The sequence below is a fragment of the Anaeromyxobacter diazotrophicus genome (assembly GCF_013340205.1).
Taxonomy (GTDB): Bacteria; Myxococcota; Myxococcia; order Myxococcales; family Anaeromyxobacteraceae; genus Anaeromyxobacter_A; species Anaeromyxobacter_A diazotrophicus.
The window spans coordinates 53,698-62,118 of the sequence record NZ_BJTG01000015.1; the positions used below are offsets into that span (position 1 = coordinate 53,698).

Sequence of the window (8,421 nt, forward strand, 5' to 3'; positions counted from 1 at the left end):
CGCGCGAGCGAAGCCTGAGCCCGGCGGAGCGCCGCCGGCGAGGCGGCGAGCGGGCGTTCCCGCGGAATCTCCCTCGTCCCCTTGGGTTAGATTGGGGCCATGCTGCAAGCCGCCCGCCGCCCCGCTCACCTCGCCGCCTGCGCGCTCGCGCTCGCCCTCTGCACCCGCGCCGCCGCCGAGGCGCCCGCGCCCGCCGAGCCGCTGGAGGCGCGCGCGGGGGAGCTCCTCGCCGAGCTGGAGCGCGACCACGCCCAGCCGCGCGCGCTCCCGGTGCTGATCGAGCTCTCCGGCCTGGAGGGCGAGCTCTCCGACCTCGGCAAGCTGGCCGCCGCGTACGACGCGCTCGCGACCGACCGCGCCGCGCACCCCGAGGTGCGCGCCTACGCCCGCTTCCGGCTCGCGCACCTGGAGCGCGCCCGCGGCAACCTGCGCCGCAGCGAGGCGGACCTGGCGCAGCTCGCGTTCCTGCGCGGCTGGCAGGTGGCTGGCCCGTTCGACAACGAGGGGAAGCGCGGCTTCGACGAGGCCTTCCCGCCGGAGGCGGAGCAGGCGCTCGGGGCGCGCTACCCCGGCAAGGGGCGCGAGGTGGGGTGGCGACCGCTGCCGCAGGAGGCGCTCGCGGCCGGCTTCGCGCACCTCGGCGCGGCGGTGCGGCCGGCGCGCGAGGTGGTGGTCTACGCGCTCACGGCCGTGGAGTCGCCGCGCGACGCGCGCGCGGTCCTGTACCTGGGCGCGAGCGGCGCGGTGAAGGTGTTCGTGAACGGCGCGCTCGTCCACGCCGACCCGAGCTACCACCGGGCGCGGCTCGACACCTCGGCGGTGGAGGTGGGGCTGCGCCGCGGGCCGAACCGCATCCTGGTGAAGCTGTGCCAGGCCGAGGGGATGATGGGCTTCTTCGTGCGGCTCGCCGACGAGCGCGGCGAGCCGCTCGCCCTCCGGCCCGCCCGCCTCCCGCCGCTCCCGGCCCTGGCGCGTCCCGCCGGGAAGGCCTCGCCGCGGCCGGGCGTCCTCGACCTGCTGGAGCGGCGCGCCCGCGCGGCGAGCGGCGCGGCGGCCGGCCCGGCCCGGCTCGACCTGGCGCTGGCGCTGGCGGAGCGGCGCCCGGGCGAGGACCGCGAGCGGCGCGCCGCGGCGGAGGCGAGGCGCGCGGCGAAGCTCATGCCCGGCTCGGTCCGCGCCCGCCTCCTGGCGGCGCGGCTCGACGACGACGGCAACCGCCGGCGCGAGCAGCTCGAGGCGGCGGTGGCGGCCCACCCCGACGACCCGCTGGCGCTCGCCGCGCTCGGCCGGCACGAGCTCTCGCACAACCGGCTGGCGCGGGCGCAGCGGCTGCTCGAGCGCGCCGTCCGGGCCGCCCCGCGCTTCGCGGCGGCGCGCCTCGCCCTGGCGGACCTCCACGAGCAGGCGGGGCTCGCCGCCCGGGCGCAGCGCGAGCGGGCGGCGCTGGCGCGGGAGCTGCCCTTCCACCCCGGCGCGGTGGCGGCCGCGGTGCGCGGGCTCCGCGCCCAGGACCGCCTGGACGAGGCGGCGCCGCTCCTGCGCAAGGCGCTCGCGCTCCGCTTCGACGACGCCGCCGCGCGGGCGAGCCTCACCCAGGTGCTCCTGCAGCGCGCCGACCTCGACGGCGCGGTGCGCCTGCTCGAGGAGGCGCTCCGGCTCGACCCGGCCGACCTGGAGGCGCGCCTGCGCCTCGCCGACCTGCTCGCCGGCAACGGCCGGTCCGACGAGGCGGAGGCGACCTACGCCGCCGCGCTCCGCATCGCCCCGGAGGAGCCGGAGATCCTGGAGCGGCGCGGCCAGGCACGGCTCCGCGCCGGGCACGCCCAGGAGGCGCTGGCCGACTTCCAGGGCGCCCTCGAGCTCAAGCCCCAGAACCCCCAGCTCAAGGAGCTGGTGCGCGCCATCGAGCCCAAGCGCGAGCCGTTCGAGCAGCCCTACCTGCGCGACGCGCGCCTCCTCGCCGCCGGCGCCCCGGCGGCCGCCGCCGACGAGGACGCGCTGGTGCTCTCGGACCTCCAGGTGCGGAAGGTCTTCGCCTCCGGCCTCTCCTCCGCCGTCCACCAGCTGGTGGTGAAGGTGCTCACCCCCCGCGGCGTCGAGGCGTGGCGGAGCTGGGCGACCGGCTACACCCCAGACCGCCAGGAGGTGAAGGTGGCGCGGGCGCGGGTGCTGAAGCCGGACGGCGCCGAGGTGGACACGTACCAGGAGAGCGACCGGAGCGCGAGCGAGCCCTGGTACCGGCTCTACTACGACACCCGCACGCGCCAGCTCGGCTTCCCGGCGCTGGCGCCGGGCGACGTGCTCGAGATCGCGGTGCGCACCGACGACGTGGCGAGCGAGAACCTCCTCTCCGACTACTTCGGCGAGGTGGTCTTCTTCGGCGACGACACCCGGCGGGCGCAGACCGAGTACGTGCTGCTGGCGCCGGAGGGGCGGAAGATCTTCGCCTCCGACCCGGCGCTGCCCGGCCTCCAGAAGTCCGAGCGCGCGCTCGAGGGCGGGGTGGTGGAGCGGCGCTGGGCGGCGAAGGACGTGCCGCGGCTCCGGCCCGAGCCGGGGATGCCGGGCTGGAGCGAGGTGGCGCCCTACCTGCACGTCTCCACCTACGCGAGCTGGGACGACGTGGCGCGCTTCTACTGGGGGCTCGTGCGCGAGCAGCTCGTCCCGACGGCGGAGGTGCGCGAGACGGCGCTCCGGCTCGCCGCCGAGACGCGCGCCGCGCGGCGCAAGCAGGGGCTGCCGCCGGCGGGCGACGAGCTGGCGGTGATCCAGGCGGTGCACCGCTTCGTGGTGACGAACACCCGCTACGTCGCGCTCGAGTTCGGCATCCACGGCTTCAAGCCGTACCGGGTCGAGCAGATCCTCGACCGCCGCTTCGGCGACTGCAAGGACAAGGCGAGCCTCACCCACGCGCTGCTCGAGTCGCTCGGGATCGACTCGCGCCTGGTCCTGCTGCGGATGCGGCGGCTCGGCCGGATGCCGGAGCGGCCCGCCTCGCTGGCGGTGTTCAACCACGCCATCCTCTACGTCCCCCGGCACGACCTCTGGCTCGACGGGACGGCCTCGTACTCCGGCTCGCGCGATCTCCCCGGCGAGGACCGCGGGGCGACGGTGCTGGTGGTGAACCCGGGCGCCCCGGCGCGCTTCACCACCCTCCCCGAGGGCCAGCCCGGCGACAACCGCAGCGAGAGCCGGTACGACGTCGCGCTCGCCGCCGACGGCAGCGCCGCCGTGACCGGCGAGGCGCGGGTGGCCGGGGTGCAGGCGCCGGGCTACCGCCGCGCCTACGCCGCCGAGGGCGACCGCCGCGCCCACCTCGAGCAGGCGATGAGCCGCACCTTCCCCGGGCTGGCGGTGAAGGAGGTCTCCGTCTCCGATCTCGGCCGGCTGGAGGACGACGTCCAGCTCCGCTTCGCGCTCTCCTTGCCGCGGCTCGCCGACCGGCAGGGGGACGGGTTGCGGCTGCCGCCGTTCGGCGCCGGGCAGCGCTTCACCGAGAGCCTGGCGCCGCTCTCGGCGCGCCGGCAGGACCTCGTCCTCGGCGCGCCCTGGGAGGCGCGCCTCGCCTACCGCTACGCGCTCCCCGCCGGCTGGCGCGCGGTCGAGCTGCCGCCGCCCGCGGCGCTCGACGGCGACTTCGCCGCCTTCGAGGTGAGCTACCGCGAGGAGGGGGGCGCGCTCCTCGCCGAGACCCGGGTGCGGCTCAAGGCGAGCCGCGTCCCCGCCGCCTCCTACGGCGCCTTCCGCGACTTCCTCTCGCAGGTGGACCGCGCGCTGGCGCGGCCGGTCCGGCTCGCGCCGGCGGCCCCCGCCGCCGCCTCCCGGTGACCCCGCCCATGACGAGCCTCCTCGTTCACCCCCAGCGCGGCGCCGGCCGATGCGCGGGCCGCGCCCTCGCGCTCCTCCTCGCGCTCGCCGCCTGCGCCACCGCCCGCGGGCCCCTCGACCGGCCCGAGGGCGACGCCGCCGCGCGCGGCGCCTCGGCCCGCGCGCTCGCCCAGGCCGGGCTCGACGCGCTGCTCCTGCGGAACGACGCCGCCACCGCCGCCCGCCGGATCGAGGCGGCCGAGGCGCGCGACGGGGCGGATCCCTGGGCCCGCCTCGGCGGCGCGCTCCTCGCCCGCCGCCAGCTCGACGACGCCGGGGAGGCGACGGAGCTCGTCGCCCTGGTGGAGGGCGCCCCGCGCCACCCGCTCGCGACGGTGGCGGCGCGGCGGCTCGCCGACCTCGCCGGCCGCGCCCCGGCGCTGGCGCGGAAGATCGAGGAGGGGCTCGCCCGGGCGCAGCCGCGGCTCGAGGGCGGCACCGCCTTCCGGGCGCGCGCCGCGCGGGCGGCGGCGCTCGCCGCGCTCGGCGAGCGGGGCCGGGCGGCGCAGCTGCGGGCCGAGGCGGGCGCGGTCACGGCGGTGGCGCTGGCCGGCCCGTTCGGCGGGCTCCACGGCCTCGAGCTCGACACCCCCTTCCCGCCGGAGGCGGGGCCGCTGCCCGCGAGCGCCCCGCAGGCCGCCGGCCTCCCGCCGGCGCCCACCCGCGCGCTCGCCTTCCCCGACGGCGTCGTCACGCTCGAGGGCGAGCCCCCCGGCGCGGACCTCTACTACGTCGCCGCGGAGGTGACGCTCGCCCGCGGCGGCGACTACCTGCTCGCGGTGGGCGGCGACCTCTCCTTGCGCGCCTTCCTCGACGGCGCCCCGGTGGCCGAGCGGCGCGCCTACGCCGGCTTCCCCCCGCTGGCGCAGCTCGTGCCGCTCCGGCTCTCGGCGGGGACGCACCGGCTCCTCGTGAAGCTCGGCCGCGGCGACGCGCCCGGGCAGCTGGCGGTGTCCTTCGCCCGCGCCGACGGCGCCCCTTCCGACGCGACCTCCGCCGCCGCGGCGCCGGGCACCGCCGCCCCCGCCGTGAAGGCCGGTCCGCTCCCGCCGCCGCTCCCGGGCGCGCCGGCGCTGGCGCTCGGCCTCGAGCGCGAGGCCGGGCCGGTGGCCGCGCCGCTCGCCGCAGCCCTCGGGGCGCTCGACCTCGATCGGGAGGCGGCCAAGGCGCTCCTCGAGGGCGCGCTGCGCGCTGCGCCCCGCTCGGCCGCGCTGCTGGCGTTCCGGGCCGAGGCGCGCCAGGACGACCCGACGCTCTCGGAGCGGGTCGCGCGGGCGCGCGCCGTGGCCGATCTGGACCAGGCGCTGGCGGCCGATCCGGGGGACGCCGAGGCGCGGCTCGCCCGCGCCGAGCTGGCGCGGCAGGGGGACCGGCTGGACGACGCGGCGGCGCTGCTCGACGCGCTCTCCGAGGCGGCGGCGGCGCGCCCGCGGGCGCTCCTGGCGCGCGCCCGGCTGGCGGAGGCGCGCGGGCTGGCGGCCCAGGCGGAGCGGTTCGCCGACGAGGCGCGCCGGGTGGGCGGCGACTGCGCCGCGCTGGAGCTGTCGCAGGCGCTGGCGGTCCGGCGCGACGCCCTGCAGCGGCAGGACGAGCTCGCCACCGCGCTGCGGGCCTGCCCGGCGGGGCTGGAGCGGCTGGTGGAGCACCGGCGCCGCCGCGGCGACCTGGCGGGCGCGCTCGCGCTGGCGGACGAGGTGGTGCGGCTCGCGCCCGCCCGCATCGACGGGCGCCTGGTGCGCGCCGGGCTCCGCGCCTCGCGCGGCGACCCGCGCGCCGCCGCCGCCGACCTCGAGGACCTGGCGCGGAGCTGGCCGCGCGCGGCGCGCCTCGAGAAGCGCCGGGCGGAGTACCTCGAGGCGGCCGGCGACGCGGCCGGGGCGCGCGCCGCGCGGGAGCGGGCGCTCCTCCTCGACGGGAGCGACCTCCAGCTCCGCCGCGCCCTCGCGCTGGAGGGGGGCCACGAGCCGCTCGACGAGCTCGACGAGGACGGCGCCGCGGCGCTCGCCGCCTACCGCGCGGCCGGCGGCCGCCGCGCCACCTCCAGCGTGACCGTGCTCGACCTGGGCGCGGTGGAGGCGCACCCCGGCGGCGCCTACACCGAGCGCATCCACACCCTGGTCGAGGCGCGCGACGAGCGGGCGGTGGACCGGGTGGGCGAGGTGGCGGTGCCGGAGGGCGCCGAGCTGCTCGAGGCGCGCACGGTGAAGAGGGACGGCCGGGTGCTGGAGCCGGAGGAGCCGCTCGGCGACAAGCGCACCCTCTCGCTCACCGGCCTCGAGCCGGGCGACCTGGCGGAGTGGATCTGGATGCGGACGGTCCCGCCGCGCGGCGCCGCGGTGCCGGGCTTCAGCGCCGACCCGTTCTACTTCCGCGCCGACGAGCCCCTGTGGCGGTCGGTCTACACCGCCGCCGCGCCGCGCGGGCTCGGCCTGGAGGTGGACGCCCACCACCTGCCGCCGCCGCCGGTCCGCGAGGAGGGCGGGCGCGAGGTGGTGCGGGTGGTGCGCGAGGACGTGCCGGCGCTCTTCCCCGAGCCGGGCGCGCCGGCCCTGGCGGAGCACCTGCCGTTCGTGCAGGCCGGCGCTGGCGCCGGGCGCGAGGCGCTGGCGCGCGCGATGGCCGACGGGCTCCTCGAGCCCTGCCGGCCCAGCCTGGAGGTGCGGCAGCTCGCGGCCGAGCTGGCGGCGAGCGTGCCGCCGGCGGAGCGCGGCGGCGAGGCGCTGCCGCGCGCCGCTTACCGCCGCGTGCAGGAGCTCATCCTGGGCCAGGGCGGCTCCTTCTCCGAGCCGGCCGGCGCCATCCTCTCGCGCGGGCGCGGCAGCCGGACGGTGCTCCTCCAGAGCCTGCTCGAGGCGCTGGGGGTGCGCTCGCGCCTGGCGCTGGTGCGCGACTTCGGGCGCGACCCGGCGCCCTACCGCTTCCCGCGCCCGGACCTGTACGGCTACGCGGTGCTGCGGCTCGAGCGCGGCGGCCAGGTCACCTGGCTCGACCCGACCACCCGCGGCACGCCCTACGGCGTCCTGCCGGCGCAGCTGCGCGGCGCCGAGGCGCTGGTGCTGCCCGGGCCGGGCGAGCAGGTGGAGGTGGCGCGCACGCCGCCGGACGACGGCTCCGAGCGGCGCCGGACCCGGCTGGCGGTGACGGTGGACGCGGAGGGCGGGGCGGTGCTGGAGGGCTCCGACGCCTACACCGGGTTCGAGGCGGCCGCGCTGCGCGCCTCGGTCGAGCGGCTCGACGGGCAGGCGCGGCGGCAGGCGATGGAGCAGATGCTGGCGCGGAGCTTCCGCGGGGCGGCGCTCCTCGACCTGGCGGTGGATGGGGAGGGCGCGCTGGAGGGGCCGGTGACCCTGCGCTGGCGGGCCAAGGTGGAGCGCTGGGCGCGGCTGGAGGAGGGGAGGGCGGTGGCGGAGCAGCCGGTGTTCCCGGCCCGCCTCGGCGCGCGCTTCCTGCAGCGCGCCGCGCGCGAGACGCCGCTGCTGGTGGCTGGGGACGACCGCGCCTCGCTGGAGCTCTCCGTGACCCTGCCAGCCGGCTGGCAGCCCTTGCCCGGCGCGCAGGCAGCGCTCGAGACACCCTTCGGCAGCTTCCGGCGCGTGGAGCAGGTGTCGGGTGGCCGCCTCCAGCGGACCGACCAGCTCGACCTGCTCCGCGGGCGGATCGCGCCCGCGGATTACCCCGCGTTCGGGGCGTTCGCGCGGGCGGTGGACGCGGCGCAGGGTGAGCCCCTGGTGTTCCGCCGCGGCACCCCGGGGTGAGCGCGACCCGGAGTGGAGTCGCGGAAAAGGCCCGGATCCAGGCCGGGGCGGGCTGGCATCGAAGATGCTCTCTCCGGCTGCATGCGTCTCGCCCTCTCCAGAATTCTCGAGAAGCTCTTCGAGATCGCCGGCCTCTCGGCCGGCCTGCAGGGAGTGCGTCCCGTGGCCGTGACCGCGCTACTCCCCCTACCCGCTCGCCGTACTCTCCCCCACGGCGGGCGGGAACACTTCAGCGCGACGCGGTAGAGGACGAGGCGCAAACTTCTCTTGTTCGAGCCTGGCCGGCTCCGGCAGATCCTCAGCTTCGACCCCCGCATCGGGCCGGAGCCGGCCTTTTGTAACGGGGCTGCGCCCCGCCCCACCGCATCCTCGATGAGCGCCGTGCGGCGCCTCTCCCCCCCTTCCCCCGCGGCGGCGTGACAGGGTGCCCCCTCATCCCCCTCATCCCCCTCGCCCCGCGGAGCGGGGAGAGGGCCGGGGAGAGGGGCCGCCGAAGACCGGTCGCGCTCGCAGCATGGAGCGGCTGTCCTGCATCGGCGGGCGGACCACGGGCAGGGAGGGGCGCGGCAGGCGGGCAGGCGGATCCGCGGTGGCAAGCGCCGCCGAACCCGGGGCGTCGAGCGCGAGGCGTGCCTGCGCGTCCGCGGCGGCGAGGCGTGGCCCGGCTTACGGGGACGAAGGGGCGCGGGTGCGGGAACGCGGCAGCCGGGGAGCTGATTGGAAGCGGTGAGGCGGCCCCGCGATCGGGTCTACTGCGCGTGCGGCGCCGTTGACTGTCCGTGTCAGACCTCCGTGCGAT

2 protein-coding genes are annotated in these 8,421 nt (G+C 79.1%); both read left to right on the forward strand.

The window, feature by feature from the left end; all coding sequences use genetic code 11:
* Positions 1 to 99 precede the first annotated feature (99 nt).
* The gene (locus HWY08_RS21300; RefSeq protein ID WP_176069055.1) at positions 100 to 3,828 is read left to right on the forward strand and encodes a transglutaminase family protein; all 3,729 of its coding nucleotides are present in this window, start codon (positions 100 to 102) and stop codon (positions 3,826 to 3,828) included.
* 8 nt (positions 3,829 to 3,836) lie between these two features.
* Positions 3,837 to 7,622, forward strand: a complete 3,786-nt coding sequence (locus HWY08_RS21305; RefSeq protein WP_176069058.1) for a DUF3858 domain-containing protein — start codon at positions 3,837 to 3,839, stop codon at positions 7,620 to 7,622.
* Positions 7,623 to 8,421: the final 799 nt, after the last annotated feature.

Excerpts from the sequence above, each read along its gene's own strand:
- HWY08_RS21300 (WP_176069055.1), top strand. The coding sequence starts at position 100 with ATGCTGCAAGCCGCCCGCCGCCCCGCTCACCTCGCCGCCTGCGCGCTC.
- HWY08_RS21305 (WP_176069058.1), top strand. The coding sequence starts at position 3,837 with ATGACGAGCCTCCTCGTTCACCCCCAGCGCGGCGCCGGCCGATGCGCG.